This is a genomic window from Oceanicaulis sp. LC35, from assembly GCF_052055585.1.
Classification (GTDB): domain Bacteria; phylum Pseudomonadota; class Alphaproteobacteria; order Caulobacterales; family Maricaulaceae; genus Oceanicaulis.
In genome coordinates, this window is the sequence record NZ_CP170485.1 from 2,199,071 (window position 1) to 2,225,007 (window position 25,937).

At 61.8% G+C, this 25,937-nt stretch carries 27 protein-coding genes; 12 read left to right on the top strand and 15 right to left on the bottom strand.

Annotation, left to right across the window (positions count from 1 at the left end; translation table 11 throughout):
- Nucleotides 1-32 precede the first annotated feature (32 nt).
- Both ACFELO_RS10585 and ACFELO_RS10590 read left to right on the top strand, forming a co-directional pair.
- A complete protein-coding gene (locus ACFELO_RS10585; protein WP_440957735.1) occupies nucleotides 33-698 on the top strand; it encodes a hypothetical protein in 666 nt (221 codons plus the stop codon).
- 62 nt (nucleotides 699-760) lie between these two features.
- A complete protein-coding gene (locus ACFELO_RS10590; protein WP_440957736.1) occupies nucleotides 761-955 on the top strand; it encodes a hypothetical protein in 195 nt (64 codons plus the stop codon).
- Here the strand turns inward: ACFELO_RS10590 and tadA are convergent.
- Nucleotides 952-1,446, bottom strand: coding sequence for a tRNA adenosine(34) deaminase TadA (tadA, locus tag ACFELO_RS10595; RefSeq protein WP_440957737.1), 495 nt, complete (start codon nucleotides 1,444-1,446; stop codon nucleotides 952-954). The genes ACFELO_RS10590 and tadA overlap by 4 nt on opposite strands.
- A 38-nt stretch (nucleotides 1,447-1,484) precedes the next feature.
- On the opposite strand from tadA, the gene ACFELO_RS10600 reads away from it, so the two are divergent.
- The gene (locus ACFELO_RS10600; protein WP_440957738.1) at nucleotides 1,485-2,549 is read left to right on the top strand and encodes a pseudouridine synthase; all 1,065 of its coding nucleotides are present in this window, start codon (nucleotides 1,485-1,487) and stop codon (nucleotides 2,547-2,549) included.
- Entirely contained in the window at nucleotides 2,524-3,087 is a 564-nt protein-coding gene (gene rsmD / locus ACFELO_RS10605; RefSeq protein WP_440957739.1) for a 16S rRNA (guanine(966)-N(2))-methyltransferase RsmD, read from the top strand. The genes ACFELO_RS10600 and rsmD overlap by 26 nt, the downstream gene beginning before the upstream one ends.
- On the opposite strand, the gene ACFELO_RS10610 is transcribed toward rsmD, so the two are convergent.
- Both ACFELO_RS10610 and ACFELO_RS10615 read right to left on the bottom strand, forming a co-directional pair.
- The gene (locus ACFELO_RS10610; protein ID WP_440957740.1) at nucleotides 3,084-4,016 is read right to left on the bottom strand and encodes a bifunctional riboflavin kinase/FAD synthetase; all 933 of its coding nucleotides are present in this window, start codon (nucleotides 4,014-4,016) and stop codon (nucleotides 3,084-3,086) included. The genes rsmD and ACFELO_RS10610 overlap by 4 nt on opposite strands.
- A gap of 3 nt (nucleotides 4,017-4,019) precedes the next feature.
- Nucleotides 4,020-4,460 (bottom strand): MaoC family dehydratase, encoded by a 441-nt coding sequence (locus tag ACFELO_RS10615; protein ID WP_009803130.1) that lies wholly within the window; start codon nucleotides 4,458-4,460, stop codon nucleotides 4,020-4,022.
- Nucleotides 4,461-4,598: 138 nt separating this feature from the next.
- Here ACFELO_RS10615 and ACFELO_RS10620 point away from each other — a divergent pair, with 138 nt between their 5' ends.
- The gene (locus ACFELO_RS10620) at nucleotides 4,599-4,985 is read left to right on the top strand and encodes a response regulator (RefSeq protein ID WP_009803129.1); all 387 of its coding nucleotides are present in this window, start codon (nucleotides 4,599-4,601) and stop codon (nucleotides 4,983-4,985) included.
- A 92-nt stretch (nucleotides 4,986-5,077) separates the two neighbouring features.
- Nucleotides 5,078-5,746, top strand: a complete 669-nt coding sequence (locus ACFELO_RS10625) for a protein phosphatase CheZ (protein WP_440957741.1) — start codon at nucleotides 5,078-5,080, stop codon at nucleotides 5,744-5,746.
- 161 nt (nucleotides 5,747-5,907) lie between these two features.
- Here the strand turns inward: ACFELO_RS10625 and panD are convergent, their stop codons facing one another.
- From panD to ACFELO_RS10640, 3 genes are all read right to left on the bottom strand, one after another.
- Complete coding sequence (gene panD / locus ACFELO_RS10630) at nucleotides 5,908-6,294, bottom strand: aspartate 1-decarboxylase (RefSeq protein WP_292984115.1); 387 nt, start codon at nucleotides 6,292-6,294, stop codon at nucleotides 5,908-5,910.
- Between the two features lie 333 nt (nucleotides 6,295-6,627).
- Nucleotides 6,628-8,649: an AAA family ATPase gene (locus tag ACFELO_RS10635; protein ID WP_440957742.1), complete on the bottom strand. Its 2,022-nt coding sequence runs from the start codon at nucleotides 8,647-8,649 to the stop codon at nucleotides 6,628-6,630.
- 711 nt (nucleotides 8,650-9,360) lie between these two features.
- Entirely contained in the window at nucleotides 9,361-9,657 is a 297-nt protein-coding gene (locus ACFELO_RS10640; protein WP_440957743.1) for an aspartate decarboxylase, read from the bottom strand.
- Between the two features lie 220 nt (nucleotides 9,658-9,877).
- On the opposite strand from ACFELO_RS10640, the gene ACFELO_RS10645 reads away from it, so the two are divergent.
- On the top strand, nucleotides 9,878-10,816 hold the full coding sequence (locus tag ACFELO_RS10645) for a DUF4349 domain-containing protein (protein ID WP_440957744.1): 939 nt from the start codon (nucleotides 9,878-9,880) through the stop codon (nucleotides 10,814-10,816).
- Here the strand turns inward: ACFELO_RS10645 and ACFELO_RS10650 are convergent.
- Nucleotides 10,813-11,235 carry a secondary thiamine-phosphate synthase enzyme YjbQ gene (locus ACFELO_RS10650; RefSeq protein WP_440957745.1) on the bottom strand — a complete coding sequence of 141 codons (423 nt, stop codon included), beginning with the start codon at nucleotides 11,233-11,235 and terminating at the stop codon, nucleotides 10,813-10,815. The two genes, ACFELO_RS10645 and ACFELO_RS10650, sit on opposite strands and share 4 nt — an antisense overlap.
- Before the next feature lie 98 nt (nucleotides 11,236-11,333).
- Here ACFELO_RS10650 and ACFELO_RS10655 point away from each other — a divergent pair, with 98 nt between their 5' ends.
- Nucleotides 11,334-12,179 carry a methyltransferase domain-containing protein gene (locus ACFELO_RS10655; RefSeq protein ID WP_440957746.1) on the top strand — a complete coding sequence of 282 codons (846 nt, stop codon included), beginning with the start codon at nucleotides 11,334-11,336 and terminating at the stop codon, nucleotides 12,177-12,179.
- Nucleotides 12,180-12,183: 4 nt separating this feature from the next.
- On the opposite strand, the gene ACFELO_RS10660 is transcribed toward ACFELO_RS10655, so the two are convergent.
- The 5 genes from ACFELO_RS10660 to ACFELO_RS10680 form a co-directional block, all read right to left on the bottom strand.
- Nucleotides 12,184-12,642 (bottom strand): N-acetyltransferase family protein, encoded by a 459-nt coding sequence (locus tag ACFELO_RS10660; RefSeq protein ID WP_440957747.1) that lies wholly within the window; start codon nucleotides 12,640-12,642, stop codon nucleotides 12,184-12,186.
- A 29-nt stretch (nucleotides 12,643-12,671) separates the two neighbouring features.
- Nucleotides 12,672-14,042, bottom strand: coding sequence for a mechanosensitive ion channel domain-containing protein (locus ACFELO_RS10665; RefSeq protein WP_440957748.1), 1,371 nt, complete (start codon nucleotides 14,040-14,042; stop codon nucleotides 12,672-12,674).
- Between the two features lie 141 nt (nucleotides 14,043-14,183).
- Nucleotides 14,184-16,214, bottom strand: coding sequence for an RNA polymerase sigma factor RpoD (gene rpoD, locus ACFELO_RS10670; protein ID WP_440957749.1), 2,031 nt, complete (start codon nucleotides 16,212-16,214; stop codon nucleotides 14,184-14,186).
- 63 nt (nucleotides 16,215-16,277) lie between these two features.
- A complete protein-coding gene (dnaG, locus tag ACFELO_RS10675) occupies nucleotides 16,278-18,116 on the bottom strand; it encodes a DNA primase (protein WP_440957750.1) in 1,839 nt (612 codons plus the stop codon).
- A 58-nt stretch (nucleotides 18,117-18,174) separates the two neighbouring features.
- On the bottom strand, nucleotides 18,175-18,642 hold the full coding sequence (locus ACFELO_RS10680; RefSeq protein WP_440957751.1) for a GatB/YqeY domain-containing protein: 468 nt from the start codon (nucleotides 18,640-18,642) through the stop codon (nucleotides 18,175-18,177).
- A 205-nt stretch (nucleotides 18,643-18,847) separates the two neighbouring features.
- Between ACFELO_RS10680 and carA the strand changes: the two genes are divergently transcribed.
- The 4 genes from carA (at nucleotide 18,848) to ACFELO_RS10700 (ending at nucleotide 23,083) form a co-directional block, all read left to right on the top strand.
- On the top strand, nucleotides 18,848-20,023 hold the full coding sequence (gene carA, locus ACFELO_RS10685; protein ID WP_440957752.1) for a glutamine-hydrolyzing carbamoyl-phosphate synthase small subunit: 1,176 nt from the start codon (nucleotides 18,848-18,850) through the stop codon (nucleotides 20,021-20,023).
- Nucleotides 20,024-20,085: 62 nt separating this feature from the next.
- Nucleotides 20,086-21,648 carry a peptide ABC transporter substrate-binding protein gene (locus tag ACFELO_RS10690; protein ID WP_440957753.1) on the top strand — a complete coding sequence of 521 codons (1,563 nt, stop codon included), beginning with the start codon at nucleotides 20,086-20,088 and terminating at the stop codon, nucleotides 21,646-21,648.
- 232 nt (nucleotides 21,649-21,880) lie between these two features.
- Entirely contained in the window at nucleotides 21,881-22,447 is a 567-nt protein-coding gene (locus ACFELO_RS10695) for a hypothetical protein (RefSeq protein ID WP_440957754.1), read from the top strand.
- Between the two features lie 3 nt (nucleotides 22,448-22,450).
- A complete protein-coding gene (locus ACFELO_RS10700; protein ID WP_440957755.1) occupies nucleotides 22,451-23,083 on the top strand; it encodes an HD domain-containing protein in 633 nt (210 codons plus the stop codon).
- On the opposite strand, the gene ACFELO_RS10705 is transcribed toward ACFELO_RS10700, so the two are convergent.
- The 3 genes from ACFELO_RS10705 to ACFELO_RS10715 form a co-directional block, all read right to left on the bottom strand.
- Nucleotides 23,080-23,298, bottom strand: a complete 219-nt coding sequence (locus ACFELO_RS10705; RefSeq protein ID WP_440957756.1) for a helix-turn-helix domain-containing protein — start codon at nucleotides 23,296-23,298, stop codon at nucleotides 23,080-23,082. The two genes, ACFELO_RS10700 and ACFELO_RS10705, sit on opposite strands and share 4 nt — an antisense overlap.
- Nucleotides 23,295-23,855, bottom strand: coding sequence for a DUF2975 domain-containing protein (locus tag ACFELO_RS10710; protein WP_440957757.1), 561 nt, complete (start codon nucleotides 23,853-23,855; stop codon nucleotides 23,295-23,297). The genes ACFELO_RS10705 and ACFELO_RS10710 overlap by 4 nt, the downstream gene beginning before the upstream one ends.
- Before the next feature lie 100 nt (nucleotides 23,856-23,955).
- Nucleotides 23,956-25,893, bottom strand: a complete 1,938-nt coding sequence (locus ACFELO_RS10715; protein ID WP_440957758.1) for an alpha/beta hydrolase family protein — start codon at nucleotides 25,891-25,893, stop codon at nucleotides 23,956-23,958.
- Between the last annotated feature and the right edge of the window lie 44 nt (nucleotides 25,894-25,937).

Below are 25,937 nucleotides of genomic sequence, written 5' to 3' on the forward strand. Positions count from 1 at the left end.
CTATACCCGCACACCTTACAGGGGACGACACCATGCTTCGCACACTTCTGGCGCTTGGCGCGATCAGCGCCCTGCCCGCCACCGCCCTCGCCCAGAGCGAACCCAGCAGCGCCTATGTGCAGATCGACACCTGCCCCAGCTATCAGCTCGAAGGCGAGCCGGTCTGGGAAAGCGCCTGCCCCGGCTATGAGAACTGGAGTGTGTTCTTCCGCGCCAGCGAGCATGGCAGCGGCATTTCCTACGCCTTCAACGGCAGCGAGCGGACCGACTTCTATCGCCCCCCGGCCCAGCTTCTGTTCGGCAATTTCCACAACACCATGGAATGGCGCATGGATGTCGAGGGCGTCTACGCCACCATCCATCGCTATGTCAGCGAAGGGCCGAACATGGATGTGGACCCCAGCGAGCCAGACGGCGAACGCCCGATGCAGCGTCAGGACCTCTTGCTCGTGACTGCGCTCAACCCGGACAATTACCAGACCGTCGCCTGCCCGGTCTATGTGGTGGACGCCAGCCGGATCTCAGACGCCAACAATGCGGCGCGGCTTCTGGCTGACACCTTCCTGCCCGGCTATGTCTGCGACGGGCGTGAACCCTATGTCTTCACCGGCATGGACGAGATTTACGCCACCGTCGAAGCCGCCCATATGATGCAAGAAGATCAGGCACAGGCCCAACCGCCCAAGTCCAAGCCTTGATCTGGCGCCGCCCGACGCCGACATGACATCCATGTCGGCGGTCGGGACAGGAGCAAGACGTCATGATGATCATTCAGGTGCGCGAACGCGGCGGCTGTTTCGGCAGCGGGTGTCTGGGCGTGGTCGCCCTCGCCGGCTGGATCACCGCCGTGGTGCGCGACGCCATGATGGTCAAATGGCTGTGGCTGATCTTCGACCTGCTGCTGGCGCCGCTGGGCGCGATCCGCGGCTTCATGATGTGGCTGGGCTGGGCCTAGCCCTTCGCCTTGCGCCGCGCCCGGAAGAAGGCCTTGAGCATCTCGCTCGCCTCCTCGGCCAGCACGCCGCCCTGAACATCAGGCCGCCAATGGCAGGTGGGTTGCGCGAAAAACTGCGGACCATGATCGACCGCCCCGCCCTTGGGGTCGGACGCGCCATAAATCACCTTGCCGATGCGGGCATGGCTGATCGCGCCCGCGCACATGGCGCACGGCTCCAGCGTGACGTAGAGTTCCAGCCCGGTCAGGCGGTAATTTCCCAGCTTTTGCGCGGCGATGCGCAGGGCGCGGATCTCGGCATGGCCGGTGGGATCGCAGTCTGAAATCGGGGCGTTGCCCGCCTCGGCGATCACTTCATCCGTCTCAGGATCAACGATCAAAGCGCCCACGGGCGTCTCGCCCGCCGCAGCGGCGGCTTGCGCAAGACCCAGTGCTCGCCGCATAAAGCGCGTTTCACGATCCTGCTCGGGCGTTGATACAATCGTCGTCATGAGCGGGCCTTACCTCTGGCCTGGAGCGCTGGCAAGTTTTGACCGACACCCCGTCTACCCCCGACACGCCTGAAGAAGAGGGCGGCGAACGCATCGCCAAGGTTCTGGCCCATGCCGGGATCGCCTCGCGGCGCGAGGCCGAGCGGCTGATCGAGAAGGGCCGGGTCAGCGTCAATGGCGAGATCCTGCGCACCCCCGCCTTCAAGGTCATGGTTGGCGATGATGTGCGTGTGGACGGCGAGAGCATCGGCCAGCGCCCGCCGACGCGCGTCTGGCGCTACCACAAGCCGGTAGGCCTTCTGACCACGCACAGCGATCCTCAGGGCCGCGAGACGGTGTTTCAGACCCTGCCCCAGGATATGGGCCGGGTGATCTCGGTCGGGCGGCTCGATCTCAACTCCGAGGGGCTTCTGCTGCTCACCAATGATGGCGAGCTGGCGCGGGTGCTTGAACTGCCCTCCACCGCCTGGACGCGGCGCTATCGCGTGCGCGCCTACGGCAATGCGTCCGACAAGGCGTTGGCCGAGCTTGAGAACGGCACGGTGGTGGATGGCGTCGTCTATGGCCCGGTCGAAGTCACCGTCGATCGCCGCACCGGCGCGAATGTCTGGCTGACCGTCGGCATCAAGGAAGGCAAGAACCGCGAAGTCCGTAAAGTGCTGCAAAGCGTCGGCCTGACCGTGAACCGGCTGATGCGGGTGGCCTATGGCCCCTTCCAGCTCGGCTCGCTCAAGCGCGGGGAAATCTCTGAAAGCAAGCTCAGCGTCCTGCGCGACCAGCTGGGCAAGCTCTACCCGCTCGACACCGACGGTCAGCCGCTCAAACCGGGCGAGACCGCCAAGCCTGACACCCGCACCGGCACCGCCAAAGCCAAGCCCAAGGCGAACCGCCCGCACGGCAAACCCGGCGGCAAGGCCAAATCCGGCCCGGACGCGGACTCCATCATGCCCGCAGGCGGCAAATCCAAGACGGCCAAGGGCTGGGCGAAGGCCAAACCCAAGGCCAACGAGAAACCCAAATCCTCCAAGCGCTCTGACCCCAAGGGCTCGGGCGGCAAGGCTTCCAAAGGCAAATCTGATGCGGATCGTCGCCGGCGCTCATAAGGGCCGCGCCATCACCGCCCCCAAGGGCGACAAGACCCGGCCCACCACCGACCGCGTGCGCGAAAGCGTCTTCAACAAGCTCACCCATGCGTCCTGGGGCGTGGAGCTTGAGGGTTTGCGCGTGATGGACCTGTTCGCAGGGTCGGGCGCGCTCGGCCTGGAAGCGATCAGCCGGGGCGCCAGCTTTGCGCTGTTTGTGGAGACCGATCCCGCCGCCCGCGGCGCCATCCGCACCAATGTGGACGCGCTGCAGCTGTTCGGCTGCACCAAGCTGCATCGCCGCAGCGCCACTGATCTCGGCCCCAAGCCCTCAAATATGGGCACGCCCTTTGATCTGGTGTTTCTCGACCCGCCCTATGCGCAGGGCCTCGGCGACACCGCCCTCGCCCGCCTCGTGGAGGGCGCCTGGGTGAAGGATGACGCCATCGCCGTGCTTGAAGAGCGCAAGGGCGTGGAGGTGACCGCTGTGGGCTGGGAGCTTCTGGACACGCTGGAAGCGGGCGACACGGTCGTGCGCTTTTTCAAGCGGGCGGTTTAAACCCCCAGCAGCTGCCGCGCGGTCTTACTATCCGCCGCGATCTGCGCTTTCAGCGCATCCAGCCCGTCAAATTTCTGCTCGGGGCGGAGGAAATCAATGAGATCGACCTCCAGCACCTGACCGTACAGATCACCGCTGAAATCAAACAGGTGCGCTTCCAGCCGCGCCTCGGTGCCGTCCACAGTCGGGCGGGAGCCCAGATTGGCGACGCCCGCCACGACCTCGCCGGACGGCAGATGCGCGCGCACGGCGTAGACGCCGAACTTCGGCCGCAGATAATCCCCAAGCGCGATATTCGCCGTCGGAAAGCCCAGCAAGCGCCCGCGCTGATCGCCCTGGCTCACCTCGCCCTCAATGGCGAAGGGGCGGTCCAGCAAAGCCGCAGCGGTCTTCACATCGCCTTCGCGCAGGGCGTTGCGCACATTGGTCGAGGAAATCTTGCCCGACGCGTCCTCAAGATTGACGGCCTCGGCGATCTTCACCGCCACGCCATACTGCTGACCCAGCGCCTTCAGCGCGTCGGCGTCGCCGGCCCGGTCCTTGCCAAAGCAGAAATCCGCGCCCGTCACCACGCCTTTCAGACCCAGCCCTTCGGCCAGCACATCGCGCACAAAGACCTCCGGCGTCATCGCCGCCATGGCCTTTGAGAACGGGATGTGAAACACGGCTTCCGCCCCGGCCGCTTTGAGCGCGCGCACACGCTGGCTGTCGCTCATCAACAGGAAGGGCGGCGCGTCCGGCGCGAACACCTGGCGCGGATGCGGTGTGAAGACCGCGCCGGCGCAGGGAGCGTCGAGGCTTTTGGCGAACGCGCAGGCGGTCTCGATCACCGCCCGGTGGCCGCGATGCACGCCGTCAAAATTGCCCAGCGCCGCCACACAGCCGCGCGCCACATCGGGCAGGTCGGAATAGCCGTGATAGACCGCCACGCCTTACGCCGTGCTCTTGCGGCGCTTGCGGACGATGACTTCAGCGTCGGCTTCCATGCAGGTCTGGCCCTCCACCTCGCACACACAGGCGAGTTTCACGCGCCGCGCCTTCACGTCAACATCAGTGACCGTAGCGCGCGCAATGACGGTATCGCCGATCCGCACCGGGCGTTCAAACCGCATGGTCATGCCGGCGAACACCGCGCCCGGCCCGGGCAGATGATTGCCCAGCACGCAGGAAATGAAGCTCGCCACCAGCGCGCCATGGGCGATCCGCCCGCGGAAGGGCGAGCGCGCGGCATAGGCCTCGTCCATGTGCAGCGGGTTGAAGTCGCCGGACACCTCGGCGAACTGCCGCACCGTGTTCTCGTCGACCAGCCGGGTGATCTCAGCGGTTTGACCCACTTCCAGTTCGGTGATGCCGAAGCCTTCAAATTCACTCATGGTGTAACCGCCTTTCCTCTTGCGGCGCGTGTTTAACCGAATTTTGACCGCGCTTGTCTACAGTCTCGTTCGTACGGGGCCCTTAAAGTGGAGCTTTTAAGGGGTCTTTATGGTCGTTAATTGGATGGAGGAAGGGTCATGGCGGTCGAAATGACGATGCCGATCCTGGTGGTGGACGATTACAAAACCATGGTTCGCATTATCAAGAACCTGCTCAAGCAGATCGGGTTCGAGAATGTGGACGAGGCTTCGGACGGGACCGAAGCATTCGAGAAGATGAAGAAGAAGAAATATGGTCTGGTCATCTCTGACTGGAACATGGAGCCGATGACCGGTTACGAGCTGCTGCAAAAAGTGCGCGCAGACGAATCGACCAAGGCGACCCCCTTCATCATGGTCACGGCGGAATCCAAGACCGAGAACGTGATCGCGGCGAAAAAGGCGGGTGTGAACAATTACATCGTGAAGCCTTTCAACGCCGGCACGCTGAAAGCCAAGATGACCGCCGTCATCGGCGAATTCTAGGCCGGGAGAGCCGCGCCGCCCCCATGGCTAACGCGTCATTAGGGACGGTTCGTTGAAATTCCCGCAAGGGCTGGATTGAAAGGAAGACCGACATGCCTGCCGCAGAAGTCGCCGCACGCGTACGCCAGTCTCTGGAGTCGGTGAAGGTTTCCGATCTCGAAAACGTGCAGCTGATCGAGGTGTTGCGCATGGCGCAGCAGCTGACCGATACCATGCAGATGTTTTTCGGGTCGCTGGACAAGTCGATCCACGCCGAATTCAACTCCATCGCCGAGTACATCGCCAAAACCCGGGATGAAATCGCGCATCTGCGCCCCAACGACATCCGCGAATCCCGGCTTCCGGGCGCGGGCGCCGAACTGGAAGCGCTGATCGCGGACACCGAACGGGCGACCGAGACCATCATGAGCGAGGCTGAAGCGCTCATGGTCAGCGAGACCGAGGACCTTGACGCCTATAAAATGGAAGTCAGCGACGCGATGACCAAGATCATCGAGGCCTGCTCCTTCCAGGACCTCACCGGTCAGCGCGTCTCCAAGGTGGTCAGCTCTCTCAAGCATATCGAGGAGCGCGTGGCCCGCTTCGCCCAGACCATGGGCGTGAACGACGCCGAAGCCACCGCCAACGAGAAGGCCGAGGAAGAGCGCAAGGCCAAGCTCCACCTCAACGGTCCCGCCATTGGCGGCCCGGAGGTTGACCAGACCAATGTGGACGATCTTCTGGCCATGGATCAGGACGCGATCGACGCGCTGTTCGACTAGGAGCTTTTCCAGCAAAAGTGGAACCCGGTTTTGCGGTTCGGAAAAGCGACCAGAGAGACTAAATCTCTTTACACGCTCATGCGTTCCCCCTGAGCGCATGCAAAACGCCCCGCCGGGATCCGGCGGGGCGTTTTACATTCAGTCTATGAAAGAGGCCTGGCCTAAGCGGCATCCAGCTTGCGGCCCGAGCCTTCCTCGACGCTCACCACGTCATTATTCTCATCCAGCAGCACGACCGTGGGAACGAACTGGCGCGCTTCTTCCGCCGCCATGCCCGCATAGGCCACCACGATGATGCGGTCGCCCGGCTGCGCCAGGCGCGCTGCGGCGCCATTTATCCCGAACATCTTCGAGCCGCGCGGGGCCGAGATGGCGTAGGTGGTGAAGCGCTGGCCATTGTTGATGTTCAGGACATCCACCTGCTCATTGACCAGAATGCCCGCCGCATCCAGCAGGTCCTGGTCGATGGAGATGGAGCCTTCATAGTGAAGGTCCGCCTGCGTCACCGCCGCGCGGTGAAGCTTGGTCTTCATCATGGTGAGTTGCATTCCGCCCTCGTCATGAAAATGGGTCTGTTGCAGTGCGGTATACTCGATTGCGCCGGAAAAAACACCCGTTTCGCACTGACATATTTGTCATATGGCGATTAAGGGGGCGTTGGTGAAGGGGGGCTTCTCAAGTGGGTCCCCGGATTAAGCCCGAGGACCGAGACCCTAGAGCTTAACCCTCTCGGCCTTCGGACTTGATCCAGAGTCCCATACAGCGAATGCCTAATGCGTTACCTATATTACTGCCGAACTCCCACATAATCGCTTGAGCGCTTCCTTAAGATTATTACTTGGCAGGAAGTACTCTTCTGTCATTTTAATGGAAAATTGGGCTCACTTCAGCACCTTGTTGGCAGCATCGATAAGATTCTTACAAGCTTGGCGCTCACCTTCGGTTAGGTCGGCAGCCGTATTATCCCGACACCACCGCAAGAATCCTTTTGCCAATCTATATTTTGAAAAATTACTTATTTCATCACTCATTATATCAGCAATAGGGCGTTTAATTTGTCGGGAAGCTACATCACTTACATCTATACTGAATGTATCCTTCGCAACCGTCACTAACGTGGAGCGAATGAGGTCTTCTATCTCGCAATTTTTAACGCCAGTAGCTTCAAAATCTGCCGTGCGTAATATAGCTTTTGATTTTAATGCGTGGACCAAAGCCTCTTGTTTTGCCGCAGTATCACCAGCTTTGTCAGAATCGAGGAGCGTAGCAACTTTTAAATTCTGGGCATGGAGTATAGTTGCATAATATACTACCTTCCCAGCATCCCCCGCAGGAATAATCGAAATTTTCCCGTCCAAGTCAGCTATATCAGCTTCTCTTAGCAGGTTCGCCACTCCTTCAAGATACCAAAGATCTGTTATGCCCTCGACAATAAGATTACGCTTCTGAGTAAATAGACTTTGCGCTAAATCATAACCCAAAGCCTCCTGAAGCGGGAGAAGCGCAGCAGGGTCGTCAGCTGCGATTGTTGAGTGCACTTTAGTACCAATTCTTCGATCGTTGAGCTCTACGACCCTGACTCTATCAAGCTCGTCAGAGCCCACCATAAATGGGGAATGTGTACTATATAGCGTCTGATTGGACTCAGAGAGCCTAGAAATCGTATTTCTAAAATCTCGCTGCTTCAGGGCATGTAAGCTAACGCCAGGCTCATCAAGCAACAGAATTGCATTTTGATGCTTGTCGCTTACTTCTGCAAAGAACACGATAAAAAATGACGTTAGCCATTGAAACCCTTCAGACCGCTGATCGAGTTCAACAGCTACACCAACATCATCCAGAACACTCACTACAAGGTATTGCCCATCAGCTTCGATTCTGAGCTGAGCGGCTTCTCCTTTTGATGTGTCAGGTCGCCAGACCTCACGAATACCTTCTGACAACCTTACCTCAGCTGCATTTAGCGCGTAGCGTCGCTCATCAAGCTTTTCCCTGAAAACATCTAATGCCTCGGCATTGTTTGGGTCCTGATTAGCTACATCTCCCAGCCGAGAAAGCTCTTCTACATTGAAACCCAACAGGCGAAGTAGGCAAAGATTGCCATAGTCATATTGATCGTCATCCAACGCGCCGCTAGCTTGCCTGCGGGCCAAGTTTGCCAAATGAATAATTGGCCTAGCCCTTAAATAGTTATTATAGTATATGAAAACTGGAAGTCGAGACTTTATGCTCGATAGTAAAGCCAGATACTCGCTACCCAATTTGAATAGCTGGCGGATTTTCTCCAATCTCCGCATTTCAGTGTCATTATTTTCATCAACATTAAAAGCGTACTTTTCAATCCACCCGCTAAATTCTTGTCCCACTTCGGCTTGGAGATAATAGTTAGAACCGTGTTTATCTAAAAGAGCGGCTAGCTCGGAAGAAGGCAGTGTCTGCCCCTCACCTTCATCAGTCACATGTATCTGACCATCCAAATGCTTTGCCATTCTGCGCAAATCATCGGTTACCGTCGAGACCGTGGGACGGTCAGGCCCACCAACTACAGAGTGATGGAAAGAATTATCTAAATTTCGCCAACACCTGTATCGGGCACCCACCCAACGCTCAGGCATCCCTTCTATGTCTTTATCATCTAATGAGAACTCTGCGGTTACGACCGTTACATCCTTGGGGTTAACTTTTTTTGTTTGAATATCATTATATAAACGCCGCGGGTAATCACGACGAGCATCAAACCCAGGAGTCCCGCCAGGTGGGTTGATCTGTTGGATCGCCTTCATAATAGCCGTCTTTCCGGCTTCATTCGGACCGACCAATATCGTTTTGATGAAGTCTGCTTCGAATTCACCAGTATCAATCACGCTTCGATAGTTTTGTACCCGCACCTTCGAGAGCCGCACTTCATCCTCCCGCATAATCTGCAAACCCCTAAGTTGGGGTATTTTCTATCGAAAGTGAAGGCGATTCGATCAATGCTCGAAGAAAGTATTTAAAAAACGTTCCCCAACTTAAATCGCAGATGGAAGCATCATCTTTCTAAAAACTCTGAGCACTCAATCGTGCCACTCTGAAACACCAACCACGCAAAGCGCCAGCCGGGAAATCTATTAGCCCCAAGCACCTGACGCGGATGTAGGCCACGACTCAAGGCCCAAGGGTGTTGGAATGAGTGCACCCACCCTCTCGGCCTTCGGGCTTGACCCGGAGGTCCATGCGGCGGCTCGGCCGGGTATGGGTCCCCGTATCTAGTCCGGGGCAAGCAAGTCCGAGGACCGAGGTATTCTTCTCTTCCCCGGCGAAAGCCGGGGTCCAGAGCCGGGTGCGCGGCACTGGATGATCTCTGGGTCCCCGCCTTCGCGGGGAAAGAGGGACAAACCGGAACCCGGCGAGCACCGCAATCCCGCCTCTAATCCCCCTCCCCCGCAACCGCACCTAGACTCCGCCCGGTTCTTTCTCAGGGTTGATAGGCAAGGGCGAGGCGGCGCGACTCCGTCATCGGAGTCGCGCGAGTCCTGAGAGCCCGGATGAGAGCCGGATGGTAGTCATGGTAGTAGGAGTCACCCCCATGCGACTCGCAAGGGGGATAAGTCCTTGAGGAATACGGGGAGAGTTTAGCCCGGATTTTTGCTGCGCCAGGCTTCCATGGACAGGGAGATGGCGAAGGTTTCGCGGTATTTCGGGCTGCCGGCGGGGCGCGGCGGTTGTTCGCGGGTCAGCTCCATGATTTCGGCGAGCTTGTTGTGCGCGGCGCCCGCTTGCCCCGCGCCGATATAGGCGTGCAGCTCGACCAGGGCGTTGGCCAGCGGGTCATGGGCGCGAATGACGAAATAGGGTTCGTCCTCGGCGAGGTCCGGCAGGCAGTCATACTGGCTGGGATTGGCTTTCGAGCCGAGCGGGGCGGTGGTCATGGCGAGCTCCTTGGCAGGCAGGGCGCGAATCGGAGGATCGCGCTTTGGCGAAGACTAGCAAACTGGGGCGCGGACGCATCGCCCAACTGAAGCGCGGCGCTGCGCCCCTTCGCCTCGGGGCGGACATGGCCGCGCCTCAAAATCGCCTCACGCGCTTCAAGACTGGTTCAGGTTCGCCCTGCGCATGATAGGGTGAAACCGGGCAGAAAAGGGGATGATCATGTTGCGCGAAACCGGACTGTTGCTGGCCGCAGGCCTTGTGCTGGCAGGCTGTGGCGAGGAAGCGAGCCGCCCTGTTTCAGGCGGCGTCTATGAAGAATACGCGATGATGGAGGCCGAACCCGCCCCCGCGCCGCCGCCGCCCGCCGCACGGATGCAGGCGAGCAATGACGCGGTTTCGGTGTCGGGCAGCCGAGTTCAGAACGCCGAGGGCGCGGCCGAGGCGGCGGAAGGCCCGCTCCTGGCCTATACCTATCAGACCAGCCTCGAGCTGCCCGCCGACGCTCTGGGCAGCACCCATGAGGCCCATGTGCAGGCGTGTCAGAACGCCGGGCCCGCCACCTGTCAGGTGATCCGCGCCCAGGTGAGCAATGCCGACGGACCGCGACCCAGCGCCTATCTGCAATTGCGCGCCGCGCCGGACTGGATCGTCAGCTTCCGCGCCGGTCTGGAAACCGAGGCTGAGGAACTGGGCGGGCAGGTCTTGTCAGACCAGACCTCGGTCGAGGATCTGACCACGCGCATTGTCGACACCGCCGCGCGCGTTCAGGCCCAGACCACCCTGCGCGACCGGCTGCAGCAGCTGCTGGAAACCCGGGACGGGGATCTGAGCGACCTCCTGGCCGTCGAACGGGAACTGGCGAATGTGCAGGCCAATCTCGACGCCCAGGCCAGCGTGCTCGCCGCTCTGCGCCAGCGGGTGAACACCTCCATGCTGACGCTGAACTATCAGGCCGAGCGTCAGGTGGTGGAGCCGCAGACCTTCAATCCGATCGGTCGGGCGTTCAAGGAAATGGGCGATGTGTTTGCTGAATCCGTCGCCAGCCTGATCCTGTTCCTCGCGGGCGCCCTGCCCTGGCTGGTGATTGCGGTGCCGGTGATCTCCGGCGTCATCATCGGCTTCCGCCGCCTGCTGCGTCGCCGCAAGGCCAAGACCTAGGCGGACAGGTGCAGCACGATCTGTCGGTCCTGCGGCCGGTCCCGATGCTCGAACAGGTAGAGCCCCTGCCAGGTTCCCAGCATCAACCGGCCGCCGCTGACCGGCACGCCCACTGAAACCGCGGTCAGCGCGGACTTGATATGGGCGGGCATGTCATCGGGCCCTTCGGTGGTGTGCCACAGCCACGCCATCGAGGGGTCATCGGACCGCGGAACAAGCCGGGCGAAGAATGCCTGCAAATCGCGCTGCACATCCGGGTCGGCGTTCTCCTGGATCACCACCGACGCCGAGGTGTGGCGCACAAAGCAGGTCAGCAGCCCCTCAGCCGCGCCGTGGCGGGCCACAAAGCGGCTGGCGGCCTCCGTGAACTCGTAAAGCCCGGGGCCTCGTGTGGCGATCTCGATGCGGTCCTGGGCCATGCGCGTCTCCCCGTGTCTTTCACCATTGTGTGTATCGACCGGACCGGCGAAATCTGAAACAGTCCGGCTCGCATTCCATACGCATTTCGAGGGTCATCATGCGCGAACAGGTTCGGGATTATTACGGCGATGTGCTGCAGTCGAGCGGCGATCTGAAATCAGACGCCTGCTGTGAAATCTCCACCCCGGAACCGCATATCCTCGAGGCGCTCAAGAACATCCATCCCGAGGTCTCCAGCAAGTATTATGGCTGCGGCCTGATCGCGCCGAGCGGCCTTGCGGGCAAGCGCATCCTTGATCTGGGCTGCGGCACGGGTCGGGACGTGTTCCTGCTGGCTCAGCTGGTGGGCGAGGACGGCGAGGTGGTCGGCGTGGATATGACCGACAACCAGCTCAAGGTCGCGCTCGAGCATGAAGCCTGGCACGCCGAGCGCTTTGGCTATTCCAAGCCCAACACGCGCTTTCTGAAGGGCTATATCGAGGAGCTGGACCAGCTCGATCTCGAACCGGGGAGCTTTGATCTCGTGATCTCAAATTGCGTGATCAACCTCTCCACCGACAAGCCGGCGGTGTTTGCGGGCGTGCGCCACCTGCTCAAATCCGATGGCGTCATGCATTTCGCCGACGTTTACGCTGAGCGCGAAGTGCCCGCCGCGCTGCGCACCGATCCGATCCTGTACGGCGAATGCCTGGCGGGTGCGCTGTCCTGGTCAGACTTCCTCGCCATCGCCAAACAGAGCGGCTTTGAGGCGCCGGACCTTGTGGATCACCGTCCGCTCGCGATCACCGATGAAGCGCTGATCGACAAGCTCGACGGCCTCAAATTCGTCTCCTCCACCGTCGAGCTGCGCCCGGCCGGCGCCAGCAGCAACTGCTGCAAAACGACCGGCAATCCGTTTGAGCTGAAGTCTCAACACGCCCCGTCCAGCGGCAAGTGTTGCTAGGGCCTCACAGCCCGTTCAACTCCCAGCGGCGGACGGGTTTGGCGGAACCGCCCGAGCTCTCATAAAGCGCCTCAGCGGCTTCGGTTTCCGAGCTGGTCCACATCAGGAAGGTCGCGGGGCTTTCGCGCACATCCTCGACCACCGCTTCAAAGAGGGCGCGCCCGGCGCCCTCGCCACGTCCGGCCTTGCCGACGCAGACCTCGGCCAGCCACGCGCCTGCGCCGCCATGACCTGAGTCATAATACGCGTGCCAGACCGCATAGCCGATGGGTTCGCCATCGGCGGGCGCGGCCACCAGTACGTGAAAACTGGCATCGTGGCCGAACAGGGTGGATTTGATGTTCTCGGGCGTGCAGTGCTCGGTGGAATCGCCCACGACTTCATTGAGTTCGCGCGACAGACGGGCGATGGCGGCCGCATCCTTGGGACGGGCGGCGCGCACGATCAGATCGGACTGGCTCATACTCTCTCCTGTGATGGAACGGGGGCGGATTATTCGCTTGGCGCGTCTTCGGACAACAGGTCGCCGGACTTGCCCTCACGACGCTCTTCCTCGACGCGCTCGGCCAGCGAGGTGTCCGGCGCCACATCAGACGCGTCCACAGTCGGCGTTCTGGCTGGCTGGACCGGTTTTGGCTCAGCCGGTTTTACGGGTGTTGCCTTCGCAGGCGCCACGGGCGCAACGCCGCTATCGATCCGCAAGCGATAGGTGGGATCGGGCAAGGTGAAGCCCGCCTGATCCAGCGCGGCCTTGACCGTGGCGATGGCCACAGACCGCGATTTGTTGAAGTCGGACCGGGTCTGGTCGATCCATCCCGCAAAGAACAGGTTGATGGTGGAATCCCCCACCTCGCGAATGCCTGCGGACGGGTCGGGATCCGTCATCACAAAGCCCAGGCGCTTCATCGCGCTCAGCCCCGTCTCGACCGCTGACAGCGGATCATCATCGGGGTCCACGCCCAGCACGAAATCAAAGCGGCGCTCGGGATTGCGGGTGTAGTTCAGGATCACGGCCTTGAAGACCAGCGCATTGGGCAGGCGCAGATGATTGCCTTCGAGCGTCATCAGCACAGTGGCGCGCGAAGTGAGACGGATGACCCGGCCTTCCTGCCCGTCGATGATCACATGGTCATTGGGACGGAAGGGCTGACGGATCGAAAGCATGATCGAGGCGATGTAGTTCTCGATCGTGTCTTTCACCGCAAAGCCCACCGCCAGACCGATCACCCCCGCCGCGCCCAGAAGCGCGCCCAGGAAGGCCGTCGCATCCAGAAGGTTGAGCGCCGAGACCAGTCCGAACACCACGAACAGACCAAACACCGTCGAGCCGACAAGCTCGGCGACAAAGCGGTTGGGCGTCAGCACGCGCCACAGCGCGTCCCAACGGCTCAGAAGCCATCCCAGAAGGCTCAGCACCACGAACACCGCCACAGCCAGCGCCAGCAGCGGCAGGACCCGCACCAGATCCTGCAGTGTTGTTTCAAGCTCGCCCACAGCCGGGGCCACCCGTGTGGCGACCGAGACATCCCGACCGATCCGGTTCTCCACCGTCACCACGCCCTCGACGCGGCTGGCCAACGCCTGGGCGCGGCTCGCGGCCTCGGCGGTCATGGTCTGCCCTGTCAGGGTCACGACCCCGGCCTCGACGCTGATCTCGACGCCCGACAGGGTGTCGATCTCGCCAAAGATGGTGGCGATGCGGCGGGCGATGGCGGCGTCAGAGGGGGCGTCGGACTCCAGAGAAATCTCGCCGCCCGATGGCTCGCTTTCGGCTTGCGCGAAGGCAGGGGCGGTGAAGGCCAGCATCACGCCGACAAGCGCGATCATCAGGACGAGCGGCAGCGGGAAGACAGATCGGTTCATACTCAAAGCCTTGCGCACCGCGCTGAAAAAGGAAAGTCGCTTGAGGATCAAACGCCGGATCCCGCACATGGTTGCCCCAAGCACAGCAAAAAGCCCCGCTGTGTCCAGCGGGGCTTTGTGTGTCGCTTTGTCGCCAGCGCTCTAGCTGTCGAGGAAGGAGCGCAGTTTGCGGCTGCGGCTCGGGTGCTTGAGCTTGCGCAGGGCTTTCGCTTCGATCTGGCGGATCCGCTCACGGGTCACCGAGAACTGCTGGCCCACCTCCTCAAGGGTGTGGTCGGTGTTCATGCCGATGCCGAAGCGCATGCGCAGCACGCGCTCTTCACGCGGGGTGAGCGAGGCGAGGACCAGCGTGGTGGTTTCACGCAGGTTGGAGTGGATCGCGGCATCGATGGGCAGAACCGCGTTCTTGTCCTCGATGAAATCGCCCAGATGGCTGTCTTCCTCGTCCCCGATCGGGGTCTCAAGGGAGATCGGCTCCTTGGCGATCTTCATCACCTTGCGCACTTTCTCAAGCGGCATGGAGAGCTTTTCCGCCAGCTCTTCCGGGGTCGGCTCGCGGCCGATCTCGTGAAGCATCTGACGGCTGGTGCGCACGATCTTGTTGATCGTCTCGATCATGTGCACCGGAATACGGATGGTGCGCGCTTGGTCGGCGATCGAGCGGGTGATGGCCTGACGGATCCACCAGGTGGCATAGGTCGAGAACTTGTAGCCACGGCGGTACTCGAACTTATCGACCGCCTTCATCAGGCCGATATTGCCTTCCTGAATGAGGTCGAGGAATTGCAGGCCACGATTGGTGTATTTCTTGGCGATGGAGATCACCAGACGCAGGTTGGCCTCCACCATTTCCTTCTTGGCGACGCGGGCTTCGCGGGCGCCTTTCTGGACGGTGGCGACGATGCGACGGTAATCGTCGATCGGCACGCCGGATTCCTGAGCCAGGGTCGCGATTTGCTCGCGCAGCTCGCCGGCCTCGGTCTCTTCACGCTCGACAAACCGGCCCCAGGCCTTGGACTTGCCGGCCATGTCCTTGAGCCAGTTTGGATCAAGCTCGTGGCCCTGATAGGATTTGAGGAAGTCGGTGCGCGGCACGCCATGGGCTTCGGCCATGCGCAACAGCTTGCCTTCCAGGCCCATCAGCTTCTTGTTGATGGCGTCGAGCTGTTCGACCAGCGCCTCGATCCGGGCGTTGTTCAGGTGCAGCGAGTTCAGGTTCGCCACGATGCGCTCGAACACTTCGTCGTACGCGGCCTGATCCTTGTCGCTCAGATGCTTGCCGGACAGGCGCGAGGACACCAGACGGTCCTGCAGCTGACGGAAGACGTCAAAGTCGGTGGCGATGGCGTCCAGGGTTTCCATGACCCCGTCGCGCAGCTCGGCCTCCATGGCGGCGAGAGACATGTTGCCGCCGTCATCATCATCGTCTTCGTCTTCGCCTTCGGCCTTTTCACCGTCCTCGCCCTCGGACTCCCCGTCCTCGGACTTGGCTTCGGTGTCGGACTTGGCCTCTTCGTCGCCCTCGCCCTCTTCCTCGTCATCGTCAGAGGTGGCGGTGGCGTCTTCGCGCACGCCGCCATAGGTGGCGTCCAGATCGATGATGTCGCGCAGAAGGACCTGACCTTCCTGCAGCTCGTCACGCCAGACCATGATGGCTTCAAAGGTCAGCGGGCTTTCGCACAGCCCGCGGATCATCGCATTGCGGCCCGCCTCGATGCGTTTGGCGATGGCGATCTCGCCCTCGCGCGACAGAAGCTCGACTGAGCCCATCTCGCGCAGATACATACGCACCGGGTCATCGGTGCGGTCCTGCGCAGACGTGGTGTTCTGGCCCGCGGCGACTTCGCTCTTGGCTTTCTTGGCGACGGACGTGGACTTTTCTTCGTCCTCGTCATCATCCTCGTCGTCAGAGTTGGACGCCTCGTTGTCCATATCCTCTTCGGAATCCACGACCGTGATCCCCATCTCGGAGAGCTGGGCGAGGATGTCCTCGATCTGCTCGGAGCTGAATTCCTCGCTCGGAAGGACCTTGTTCAGCTCGTCATGCGTCACGTAACCGCGTTTTTTCGCGGTCTTGATCATCGCTTTGACGGTCTGATCCGTCAGGTCGAGCAGCGGCCCGTCCTGGTTTTCAGAGGTCGCTTCGGCGTTTTCAGCGGCGGCTTTGCTCATTCGGTGATCGTGCTCCCGGAGGATTTCATTGCTGCGCGCACATAGAGGCGGCGTGGAGGCGCGCTAGCGCTGGCGGCCTCGTCGTTCGGCGACGAGGTAATTCTTGAGAGCGTCGGAATCGCCCTCTTCAAAAAAATCGGCGTGTCGTGGTCGGTCCTGAGCGTCTTGCGCAACTCTTTCCATATAAGAAGCCGAAAGCCTGCGCCAAGCCTCTAGCCGGCTGTCAGCATCCGCCTCACTACCCCCAAGACTGGCGCGCATGGGCGCTTTGTCCACAGCCAAACGTGTCAGTTGGGGGGCGAACCCCCGTCGTGACAACGCATCGCGCAGTCCGCCGACAGGTAGAGGCTCCCCAGAGAAACACGCGTCTAGAATCGCGTCCCTAAGGCTGTCAAGCGTTCCGAAAGACATTTGCAGCAATGTCTCAGCCTCAGCCTCAGCGATTTCAGGGTATTCGATCACCGCCAGCAGCAGTTGTCGAGCGCTTGCAGGCGGCGGTTTCTGTTTTCGTTGCGCGACGAGTTCCGCCGTAGGCGGTTGAAGCGCGTTGAAGCCGCGCCCGCCTCTACGACCGCCATAGCCGCCGCGCTGACCTTCGGCGCGCAGCCCCTGCTGTGGCGCCCGTCCGAACAGCGTCTCGATGCGCACATCAAATTCGGCGCGATATTCCGCCTTGATATCCGGGTCCTTGATCTTGGCCACAAGCGCCTTGATGCGCTTCCGAAACCCCGCGCGGCGATCCGGATCATCCAGCGGCTCGATGTCCACCTCGCGCCGCCACAGCACATCAATCAAGGGGCGGGCGTCAGCGATGGCGTCTTTTAGCGCCTGCGCGCCCTGTTCGCGCAGCAGATCATCCGGGTCCTGCCCATCGGGCAGGAACACAAAACGCAGCGTCCGGCCCGGTTCCAGCAGCTCGAGCGCCCGCTCCGCCGCCAGCGCCGCCGCGCGCGTGCCCGCCGTATCACCATCGAGGCAGACAACTGGCTCAGGCCCGGCGCGCCACAAAAGCCGCAGCTGGTTCTCGGTCAACGCCGTGCCCAGTGGCGCAACCGCCTGGCCCAGTCCGGCGCGGGCGAAGGCGATCACATCCATATAGCCTTCCGCCACGATCAGCCCCTTGGCCTTGACCTTGGGATCATGGGCGAAGGCGCGCGCTTCTGGATAGCGATAGAGCAGCGAGCCTTTGTGAAAGAGCTCGGTCTCGGGCGAGTTGAGATATTTCGCCCGCACGTCCTTGCTCATCGCCCGGCCGCCAAACGCCACCAGACGATCGCGTGCATCCTTGATCGGGAACATCACCCGGCCACGGAACCGGTCATAAGGCTCGCCGCCGTCCTCAGGCAGGATCGACAGGCCCGCGTCAGAGAGCTCCTGCGCCGTCGCGCCCTTCTGGATCAGAGACCGGGTCAGGCCGCGGCGATTGTCCGGCGCAAAGCCCAGTCCGAACCGTTCCATATCCGAGCGGCTGAGCCCGCGGCGCTCAAGATAGATTCGCGCCTCTTCGCCTTCAGGCGCAAACAGGGCGCGCGCAAAATAGTCCTGAGCCAACCCGATCCAGTCCAGCAGCGTCTTACGGTGCTCTTCCTGTTGGGGGTCGCGCTGCTCCATGCGCGGAACTTCAAGGCCGGCCTCCTGGGCCAGAGCCTCGATCGCTTCCATGAAGCTCAGACCTTGGGTCTTTTGAAGCCAGGAGAAGATGTCGCCATGCTCCTGGCTGGCGAAGCAATGGTAGAAGCCCTTCTCGTCATTGACGAAAAACGAGGGCGTACGCTCTTTCTTGAACGGGGACAGGCCCACGAATTCGCGGCCCTGACGCTTGAGCGCCACCGTTCGCCCGATCAGCTCGGATGGGCGGATGCGCGCCTTGATCTCGTCTTTGAACCCGTCAGGAATCGCCACGTGCTGAACATCCTCCAGCCCGACAGCTTACGCTCAGGCAGGCCAGGGCGCTAGGAGCCTAGGCCTGACCCTGCAGCAGAGTTTTGACTTCCTGGCCCGCCTTGGCGAAATCCATGCGGCCGGTATAGCGCTCTTTCAGCGCCGCCATGCAGCGGCCCATATCCTTGAGGCCGCCAGCATCAAGCTCGCTCACCACCGATTTGGCAGCTTCAGCGATCTCGGCCGGCTTCATCGGCTCGGGCAGGTAGGAGCGGACGATCTCCGCTTCCGCGCGCTCACGTTCAGCCAGGTCCAGACGGCCCGCCTTTTCATACGTGTCCGCGCTTTCTTCACGCTGCTTGAGCAACTTTTGCAAGATCGCCTGGATCTCGGTCACACAGCAGCCTTCGCAGCGGTCTTCCGCGCGCGCAGCAATGTCACGATCCTTGATGGCGGCCTGAATGAGGCGCAGCGTGGACACGCGCGTGTCATCCTTGGCGCGCATGGCGTCTTTAAGGTCTTCGAGGATGCGGTCGCGAAGCGACATGAGAGCACCTATTTGCGGCGGCGCTGCAGATAAGCGCCAAGCCATTGTTTTTACTAGCATATGCAGATCGGGCTTTTGCTTGACCCCGACCAGCTGCTCGCCTACTTTCCGCGCGTTTATCCGCCCGCCGCTGGAGCACAGCTCGCGGCCCGCGCGTGTCAGGAGGCGAGCACCTATGCCGGAAGCGATCAAGAATCAAGAGCCGATGCAATCAACTTCGTCGGGGGCACAACCTGAATGGGCCACCGCCGCGCTGGTTCTCTCTGACGGAACAGTGTTTTACGGCAAAGGCGCTGGCGCAACCGGCTCCGCCGTCGCCGAGCTCTGCTTCAATACCGCGATGACCGGACACCAGGAAATCCTGGCCGATCCCTCCTATGCGGGGCAGATCGTGTGCTTCACCTTCCCCCATGTGGGCAATGTGGGCGCGAACGCTGAAGACGAAGAGGCGTCAAGCCTGATCGCGCGCAAGGCCGCCGTCGGCATGGTGAGTCGCGAAGACATCACCCCGCCCGCCAGCTGGCGGGCCGAGACCAGCTTTGACGAATGGCTGGCCGCGCGCGGCGTGATTGCGATCACCGGCATCGACACCCGCGCCATCACCCGCCGCATTCGCGAAACCGGCATGCCGATGGCCACCATCGCCCATGCCCGTGACGGCAAGCTCGACATCGAAGCGCTCAAGGCCCAAGCCAAGGACGCCCCGTCCATGGAAGGCGCAGAGCTTGCGGGCGCTGTCGCCTGCGACGCCGCCAATGACTGGAAAGACGGCGACTGGGCCTGGTCCGAAGGCTTCGCCAAGGGCCCTGAAGACGGTCCGCTGGTCGTGGTACTCGATTACGGCGTGAAAGCGAACATCCTGCGCCGCCTCGTGTCTGCAGGCGCCCGCGTACAGGTCGTGCCGGGCAAGGCCAGCAAGGACGATGTCCTCAAGCTCAACCCGGCGGGCGTGCTGGTCTCAAACGGTCCGGGCGATCCGGCGGCGACCGGCCAGTATGCGCTCGACACCATTCGCGGCGTGATCGACGCCGGCGTGCCGGTGCTGGGCATTTGCCTGGGCCATCAGATGCTGGCGCTGGCGCTTGGCGGCAAGACCGAAAAAATGGTTCAGGGCCACCATGGCGCGAACCATCCGGTGAAAAATATCGAGACCGGTCAGGTGGAGATCGTGTCCATGAACCATGGCTTCGCCGTGGATCGCGACTCCCTGCCCGAAGGCGCCGTTGAAACCCATGTGTCGCTGTTTGACGGCACCAATTGCGGGTTCAAGCTGACCGACAAGCCGGTCTGGGCGGTTCAGCACCACCCCGAAGCCAGCCCCGGCCCGCAAGACAGCTTCAAGGTCTTTGAAGGCTTTGTGAGCGCTCTGAAAAGCGCCTAAGCCGCTAGCGGCGCAGACAGACGCAATGCTACCCTTCCCGTCGTTCAATACGGGAGGGGAGCATGGCTGGTCTGACCCGACGCCAGACGCTGGCGTCCGGCATCGCGGGCGCAGCAGCGTTCGCAGCAGCCGGCTGTTCGGATCGCTCAGGTGCGCCTGAGGGCTTTCTGCGCGTCGCCATCGAGACCGAACCTGACAGCCTGGACCCGTTACGCGGCCAGTTCGCGTCCGCGGCTCTTTTATACAAACAGCTTCACGCCCCGCTGACCGAGTACGCCCCCTCGGGCGGGCTGGCGCCCGGCCTCGCCCTGACCTGGCGAAGCGAAGACGCGCGCACCTGGAGGTTCACCCTGCGCCCGGACCTCGTCTGGTCTGATGGCGCGCCTCTGACCGCCGATGACGTGGTCTGGACCGCGCAACGCGCCGTGGACCCCACGACAGGCTTTGCCGATCTGGGCGACTTCTTCGCCGTCATTGGCGCGCGGGAAGCGCTCGCGGGCGAACGTGATCCCGAGAGCATCGCCGTGTCAGCGCCCGATGCGCGCACTGTGGTGTTCGAGCTGGACCGTCCGGTGGGCAATTTCCCCGTCCTGATGCGGGAATTCTATCCCCTGCCCCGGCATGCGGTCGAAGCCCATCCCGAGGACTGGACCCGGCCCGAACACTGGGTCTCCGCCGGACCCTATGTGCTCGCCGCCCATGAAGCCATGTCGCTGCAGCTTCGCAAGAACCCCAACTTCCCCGCAGCCGGCAGCGTCAGCATTGAAGAGATTGCGGTGGATGTGGTCGACACCCCGGCCACGCGTGCGCGCCGCTTCCGGGCCGGCGATTATGATCTCGCCGAGCGTCCGCCCACCGACCAGATCGGCTTTCTGCGCGACACCGTGGGCGATCAGCTGCACGCCTACCCCGCGCCGATCCTGACCTATCTCAAGATCAACTGCGCCCAGCCCCCTCTCAGTGACGCCCGTGTGCGCCGCGCACTCAGCCTCGCGCTCGACCGGGATTTTCTGAACACGCATTTCTTTAATGGTGAGGCGCAAACCTCAGACCGGGTGATCCCGCGTCGGGGCGAAGCGCGGATTGAACCGCAGCATGATGTCGAGGCTGCCCGCGCGCTTTTGTCCGAAGCCGGTTTTTCCGCAGAAACGCCCCTGCGTCTGACCCTGCGCGCCAGCGCGGGCGATCGGGACCGGCTGGCCATCGCCATTCTGGATGACTGGGCCCGCATCGGGGTCCAGGGCGAGCTCTTGGCGAGTTATCCGCTTGATCTGTATCAGGCCGTGGATGCGGGCGAGTTTGATATCGCCCTCGCCCGGTTTGATCGCGGCCTGAAGACCGATCCTGACTTCATGCTCCAGCCCTTCAGCCGCAACGGCTTCGCCGATAACACCAACTGGACCGGCCCGGAACGCGAGCAGTACGACGCCATCATGGCGGACGCCTATGCCGTGATGGAGGCCCAGACCCGCGCCGAGCATTTCAGACGCGCCGAAGCGGTGTTCCTGGACGCCATGCCAAACATCCCGCTCCTGCATGAACGCGCCTACTGGCTGGTGTCGGACCGCACACGCACGTCAGCAGAGATCCAGCCCCAGCTCTGGCGCGACCTGTCGCTGCGCTAGACGCAGACCGGCACGACGGTTGCATTTCACACACTTGATCCCCTGGCGCTTGCACACTGGTGAGAGGCGCAGGGGCTCGATAACGACCCGTCTGATAAGACAGGACACGCGGACGCAAAAGCGTTCAGCCCCCTCACGGAGAGGGCGGCACAGGCGGAAGAATCTGCCGCTCAGCACATTTTGATAGGCAAGGCCTGCCACCAAGCGGCAGCCCGCATATCGGGAGACACTGATGAGCGCCAGCGCAATCACCGGCCCGTCATGGACGCCATGGGACAGTAAACATGCCAAGGGCGCCGCCCTGGGCGAGATGTCCCTGCCCAATCCCACCAAGTCCGCAGAAGACGCCCGCAAGACCGAAGAAGCCGCGGCAACGCCAGCACCCTCGTTGAAAGAGCGCGCCGGCAAGCTCAATGAAAGCCTGTCCGCGCAGCTTTTCGCCGCGCTTCTGGACCAGCAGAATTACGCGCAAACCAATCCCAATGGTGACGCCAACACCGAGGATGCGCCCGCCAATGGCGCAACCAGCGTGAAGGGCGGCAGCGCCAATCTGACCGACACCGACGCCGCTGCCGGTGGCGCGACCGGGGAAACCGCCGAGCAGGCGGACGAGAATGACGCCCAGCGCGGCGTCACCGCCCAGCAATCAGGGTCCGCCAATGTGATCGGCGCCCGAACCAGCTCGGCCTACGCGCTGGATGAAAGCGCCTTGTCTCCAGCCTTGCTGGCTCAGCTTGAAGGCGCACGCAATCCGCAAGCCGCCTCGGCCCGCCTCGCCCGCTTCTTTGCGTATAGCTAGACCGTGAACCGGGACTACGCCCTGACTCTCTGGCGCGCGGATCTGGTGCGCTTCGGACTGGAGGACCGTCAGCTCAAGACCGGCAAAACCGTGATCGCCAATCATGCCGGATGGCTGAGGCGCTATCACGGCCTGGGCCACCTGACGTTTCTGTTTCAGGAAATCGAGGCGCATGCCGAACTGATCCGTGATCTGCCGCGTCTGACCTATGCCGCCTGGTTTCACGACGCGATCTACAAGAGCTGGCGCAAGGACAATGAGGTTCGTAGCGCGGACTGGGCGCAGAGCGCGCTCGTCGACATGGGGGCTGATGCTCACCTTGCCCGGCGGGTGCAGACGCTGATCCTTGCGACCGCTGATCATGCCAGCGGCGGCCAGGATGACGACGATGCATTGTTTCTGGATATGGATTGCGCCATTCTGGGCGCCCCCGCTGAACCGTATGACCGCTATGTCAGACAGGTCCGGCAAGAGTATGTCTGGGCGCCCGGAGGCGCGTTCCGCAAGGGACGGCTGACTTTTGTGAACGCCCAGCTCGACCGCTCCGCGCTCTTTCACACCGAGCCCTATCGACAGCGTTTCGAGGCGCAGGCCCGCGCCAATCTTGAGCGCGAACGCGCGGCGCTGTCGCGCTAGTCCGCGTCCCGCACCAGAACCAGCAAATCCCCGGGCTCGCAGTCGAGCACCTCACACAGGGCCAGCAGCGTGGAGAAGCGCATACCCTTGATCTTGCCGGTCTTGATCTGGGAGAGCGCGACCTCGGAGACCCCGATCCGTTCGGCCAACGCCTTGGACGTCATGCGTCTTCTGGTCAGCATCACGTCCAGGCGCACCTCGATGCGTGCGCTCATATAAAGGTGTCCAGCTCGTCCTGCTGAGCGCAGGCGCGTTCAAGAAGATGCGCCACACTGACAAACACAAGCGCCACGAACAATGTGGTCAGATCATCCGACCCCAGTTCCAGCTGCAACTGACCGCCCTCGCCCGGCGCACACCAGGACAGGAAGGCGCTCAGCGCCGCCCCCTGCACCGGCGCCAGGATCGCCAGCGCCGTGACGGACCAGGCGAACACCTTGAAGCCCGAGAGCGCACGACGTGAAAAGGTGTGGCCATCGGAGGTGTGCCGGAAAAAGCTGCGCAAATTCAGAAGGCCATAGCTGGTGACCAGCGCCACAGGCATGCAGATCGCCATGCCGCCCAGACGAATGGGCAATTCCAGCCAGGACAGGTCCTGAGAACCACTGGCGCTGATGATCACGCTCTTGATGAAGTCCGGAAAGAGGAGCCAGCTCACGGTCTGAAACAGCGGAGCGATCGCCGCCCCGCCCAGACACACCCAGGCAAGGAAGGTTGCGAGCCCCGAACCTTTTACAGCCGGTGACTGAACAGAACTGGAAGCCTCGGACATGGTCGCCTCGCCGTCTCGCGATAAAGTCTGACTTTATCTCCATAGCGCCGGTGGCGACCGGGGTGCAAGGCGCTTCTCAGCGCCTTGCACCGGCTGGGGATCAACGCAGCGTCTGCTCGAACAGAGCCAGAGATCGGGTCAGAAGCGTATGGCGAGAACTGGCGAGGACCAGGAAATGGGTTTCCTCCTCCAGCTGCACATAATCGAGATTATCCTGCCCGCGCATGGCCCGGTTGAGCGAGTCTGACGCCTCTATGGGCACCACGCTATCTTCTGTGCCGTGCATCAACAGGACCGGCATGGTCAGAGAGCGCGCATTGTTCAGAATGGACACGCGCTCGGCATCCTCCCGGCTGAACAGCAGATCACCCATATATTGTCCCCAGAAGTCATAGGCCAGGAAGTCGCCATACTGGCGCGCCTGCCCAAGTTCGCTTGAAGGGTGGGTAACCGGTGCGAAGGCGACCACGCACGCCACCTGATCGGGCGCCATGACCGCCGCGCGCAGAGCGGCGTATCCGCCATATGAGCCGCCTGCGACACAGAAGCCGCCATCACGCGCCCAGCCGGCATCAATCAGGGACTGCGCGCCATCCAGGCTATCCTGAATCATCAGATCGCCGAACTCGCCATAACCGGCTTGCTTGAACTCCAGCCCATAGCCCGTCGATCCGCGGAAATTGGGCTGCAGCACCATATAGCCCTGAGCGGCATAGGCCTGCGCCCACCAGTCAAAGGCCACATAATCGCGCGCGGCCGGGCCGCCATGCGGCATGACGATCAGCGGCAGAGGGCCGTCTTCCTCGGTCCAGCCAACCGGCGTGGTCAGCACGCCTTCAATTTCCAGCCCGTCAGACGCCTGATAATCAACATAGCGCCGTTCGGGCAATGTCACCCCGACCAGGCTCGGATAGCTGTCGCCTATTGGAGAGACACTGCCTTCAGACCGGACGTACAGATAATAGCTATCGGGCACGCCAGCCGCCTGCGTTCTCAGCAACAGCCGGTCCCTGTCCATGCTGAAGTCTTCCAGAAGGACGTCTTCGCCCAGAGCCCGGGACAAGGATGAGATATCGTTGTGAAAGCCCTCATCCAGCAGAACCTGCACTTCGCGACCGTCCCGCTCGCCCCGGAAACCGATCAGAGTGCGGCTCCAGTCAAAGATCGGCGCGCGAACCACATTCATCGTCAAGCCCTCAATATCGCTCAGCTCACCGGTATTGCGGTCCAGTCGATAATAGCCGCGGCTCTCTGCGGGGAAGTAGATCAGGAAGCCGGACTCATCCATGAAGCCCAGAATGCTGGGCGCATCACTGACGTGTTCGCCCTGATAGATCACAGCGCCGTTGCGGCCGGCCTCTCGAATTTCAAACTCGTGCGTGACGGAGTCGAAATAGACATTCGCGACCGTTTCGCCCTGAGCATCGATAACCCGCTCAAACACATCAGACTGATCAACCCGGCGCGCCCGGCCCGTCTCCAGATTCACCCGGAACAAGCCACTGTGAAACCCTTCGCCGCGGCTCAGGCGGCTGCCGGTCTGTTCCTGACCTTCAAACAGGAAGGTCGTCTCGATCAGGATTGTTTCAGGGTCGGACAGATTGCGTGACGCCAGCCCGGTCGGGTTCAGACCGCCACGACCATCGCGCATCAGCAAGGTCGCCTCGCCCGAATGCATGTTCACAGAGATGGCGCGCGACATTTTCAGATCACGCAGGCCGCTGGCTGTCGTCAGTGTCTCATAGATCGACACATTGATGACCAGATAGTCCTCGGAGGCGAAATACACCCCGCTGAGCCAGGACCCTTCAGGCACAGGTATCGCGTGAGCCATAGCGTTGGCTTCAAGATCAAAGATGCAGATCGAGGCCTGGGTGCGAACGGTGCACTCGGCGGACATCCAGCGCCCTTCAGGGGACAGGTTGGGATTGGACATCTCAGGAAGTTGCGCGAAGTGCGTCACATCCTGCGCCAGAGCGGAAGCGCCAACGCACACGGAAAACAGCCCTGCTGCGAGGCTGACGATAAGTGTTTTCATGATTCCCCCTCAAGAATGTCCGTTAACATTCCCCAAAACGGGGA

What these genes read in the sequence shown, in the direction of transcription:
- ACFELO_RS10585 (WP_440957735.1), top strand. Translation starts at nt 33, where the DNA reads ATGCTTCGCACACTTCTGGCGCTTGGCGCGATCAGCGCCCTGCCCGCC.
- ACFELO_RS10590 (WP_440957736.1), top strand. Translation starts at nt 761, where the DNA reads ATGATGATCATTCAGGTGCGCGAACGCGGCGGCTGTTTCGGCAGCGGG.
- tadA (WP_440957737.1), bottom strand. Translation starts at nt 1,446, where the DNA reads ATGACGACGATTGTATCAACGCCCGAGCAGGATCGTGAAACGCGCTTT.
- rsmD (WP_440957739.1), top strand. Translation starts at nt 2,524, where the DNA reads ATGCGGATCGTCGCCGGCGCTCATAAGGGCCGCGCCATCACCGCCCCC.
- ACFELO_RS10615 (WP_009803130.1), bottom strand. Translation starts at nt 4,460, where the DNA reads ATGAGTGAATTTGAAGGCTTCGGCATCACCGAACTGGAAGTGGGTCAA.
- ACFELO_RS10620 (WP_009803129.1), top strand. Translation starts at nt 4,599, where the DNA reads ATGGCGGTCGAAATGACGATGCCGATCCTGGTGGTGGACGATTACAAA.
- ACFELO_RS10625 (WP_440957741.1), top strand. Translation starts at nt 5,078, where the DNA reads ATGCCTGCCGCAGAAGTCGCCGCACGCGTACGCCAGTCTCTGGAGTCG.
- panD (WP_292984115.1), bottom strand. Translation starts at nt 6,294, where the DNA reads ATGCAACTCACCATGATGAAGACCAAGCTTCACCGCGCGGCGGTGACG.
- ACFELO_RS10640 (WP_440957743.1), bottom strand. Translation starts at nt 9,657, where the DNA reads ATGACCACCGCCCCGCTCGGCTCGAAAGCCAATCCCAGCCAGTATGAC.
- ACFELO_RS10645 (WP_440957744.1), top strand. Translation starts at nt 9,878, where the DNA reads ATGTTGCGCGAAACCGGACTGTTGCTGGCCGCAGGCCTTGTGCTGGCA.
- ACFELO_RS10650 (WP_440957745.1), bottom strand. Translation starts at nt 11,235, where the DNA reads ATGGCCCAGGACCGCATCGAGATCGCCACACGAGGCCCCGGGCTTTAC.
- ACFELO_RS10655 (WP_440957746.1), top strand. Translation starts at nt 11,334, where the DNA reads ATGCGCGAACAGGTTCGGGATTATTACGGCGATGTGCTGCAGTCGAGC.
- ACFELO_RS10660 (WP_440957747.1), bottom strand. Translation starts at nt 12,642, where the DNA reads ATGAGCCAGTCCGATCTGATCGTGCGCGCCGCCCGTCCCAAGGATGCG.
- ACFELO_RS10665 (WP_440957748.1), bottom strand. Translation starts at nt 14,042, where the DNA reads ATGAACCGATCTGTCTTCCCGCTGCCGCTCGTCCTGATGATCGCGCTT.
- rpoD (WP_440957749.1), bottom strand. Translation starts at nt 16,214, where the DNA reads ATGAGCAAAGCCGCCGCTGAAAACGCCGAAGCGACCTCTGAAAACCAG.
- ACFELO_RS10680 (WP_440957751.1), bottom strand. Translation starts at nt 18,642, where the DNA reads ATGTCGCTTCGCGACCGCATCCTCGAAGACCTTAAAGACGCCATGCGC.
- carA (WP_440957752.1), top strand. Translation starts at nt 18,848, where the DNA reads ATGCAATCAACTTCGTCGGGGGCACAACCTGAATGGGCCACCGCCGCG.
- ACFELO_RS10690 (WP_440957753.1), top strand. Translation starts at nt 20,086, where the DNA reads ATGGCTGGTCTGACCCGACGCCAGACGCTGGCGTCCGGCATCGCGGGC.
- ACFELO_RS10695 (WP_440957754.1), top strand. Translation starts at nt 21,881, where the DNA reads ATGAGCGCCAGCGCAATCACCGGCCCGTCATGGACGCCATGGGACAGT.
- ACFELO_RS10705 (WP_440957756.1), bottom strand. Translation starts at nt 23,298, where the DNA reads ATGAGCGCACGCATCGAGGTGCGCCTGGACGTGATGCTGACCAGAAGA.
- ACFELO_RS10710 (WP_440957757.1), bottom strand. Translation starts at nt 23,855, where the DNA reads ATGTCCGAGGCTTCCAGTTCTGTTCAGTCACCGGCTGTAAAAGGTTCG.
- ACFELO_RS10715 (WP_440957758.1), bottom strand. Translation starts at nt 25,893, where the DNA reads ATGAAAACACTTATCGTCAGCCTCGCAGCAGGGCTGTTTTCCGTGTGC.